This window comes from Pseudomonas sp. PF05 (assembly GCF_056521845.1).
Genome location: NZ_JBWLPW010000058.1, coordinates 1 through 1,572 on the forward strand (window position 1 = coordinate 1; position 1,572 = coordinate 1,572).

At 64.4% G+C, this 1,572-nt stretch carries 1 protein-coding gene; it reads right to left on the reverse strand.

The features are described 5' to 3' along the window. Positions 1-1,572 (reverse strand): AMP-binding protein (locus AC09SL_RS29400; protein ID WP_479571994.1); only part of this gene is annotated, 1,572 nt, incomplete at both ends.

Consider the following 1,572-nt stretch of genomic DNA (forward strand, 5'->3'; position numbering starts at 1 on the left):
GGCCGGTGGACCCCGAGGTGTAGATCACGTAGGCCAACTGCGACGACGTCAGGCCAGGCACTTGCGGGTTGACGGTGGACTGGTTGCGCAACGCCGGGCTATCGAGTTCGATCACCCGTACGGACTCTTCGGCCAGCAGCGCCTGGGTGGCGGCATGCACCACGATCGCCACAGGGGAGCTGTCCTCGAGCATGTAGGCGATGCGTTCCGCCGGGGAAGCCGGGTCCAGCGGTACGTAGCCAGCGCCCGACTTCAAGATGCCCAGCAGGCCGACGATCATGTCCAAACCGCGCTCGACACAGATCGCCACCCGGTCATCCGGGCAAATGCCCAACGACAGCAGGCGATGGGCGAGCTGGTTAGCCTGGGCGTTGAGTTCGCCGTAGGTCAGTGCCTGCTCCTCGAACACCACCGCCACCGCGTCGGGTTGCGCCGCAACCTGAGCCTCGAACTGGCGATGGATCAGCGCGTCATGGGCATAGGCCGCCTCTGGCGCATTCCAGGTTTCCAGCAGTTGCTTGCGTTCGGCCGCCGGCAACACCGCGAGATTGCGCACCGCCGTTTGCGGCGCGTGTTCCAGGGTATCGACCAAGCTCTGCAGGGCCACCTGCACATAATCACAGATACGTTGCGCACCGATCAGGGACTCGACCTGCACCGTCAGGCTGAAGCCTTCGCCCAGGTCGTCGACGTTGAGCGTCAACGGGTAGTTGGTGCGCTCCTCGCTGGACAACATTTGCATGCCGCTCCAGGCCGACAGGCCCTCATCCGTCACCTGCAATGAACTGTGGCGAAAGTTCAGCAGCGCACTGAACAGCGGTGCTGGCGAGGCCACCCCGCTGCAGCGTTGGGCCAAGGCCAGGGAAGCATGCTCATGCCCCAGTAACCCGGTCAGGCGCGCATGGGTGGTCTTCACCGCATCCCGCACGCTTTGCTCATTCACGGGCACGCAGATCGGCAAAGTGTTGATGAACATGCCCAAGGCCCGGTCGGCACCGTCGCCGCCTTGCATCCGGCCCAGCAAGACCGTACCGAACACCACACTTTCCTGCCCCGACGCCACCGCCAGGACCTGAGCCCAGGCCAAATGGACCAGGCTGGCGGCACTGACGCCCAGCTGGCGGGCCTGAGCCCGCAGGCGCAGGCTCAAGGCGTCATCGACAAACACTTTCGCTTCCTCGATGCCGCGCCCGTCGCCCTGGACGTGGGCCAGGCCGAATGGCAGCGTCGGCTCGTCGATATCGCCGAGCATGTCGCGGAAGAATGTTTCGTGTTCCTGTTCACTCGTCCCCAGGCGAGCCTGGGCCACGTAGTTGCGGTACGGCACCGATGCGGTCAAGTGTTCGTCCTGGCCCAACAGGTGCATTTGCATCTCGTGCTGCATCACGTCCAGGGCGGTGTGGTCCAGGGTCAGGTGATGGAACAACAAAATCGCGACCCAGCGATCCTGGGCCTCATCCCGTGCGTAAGCCAGGTGCAGCAGCGGCGCCCGGCCCAAATCCAGGCGACTGTGCCGCGCATCAAAACGGCTGGCCAGTTGCGTGACAACGTCGCCAGCCATGGTATCAGCCA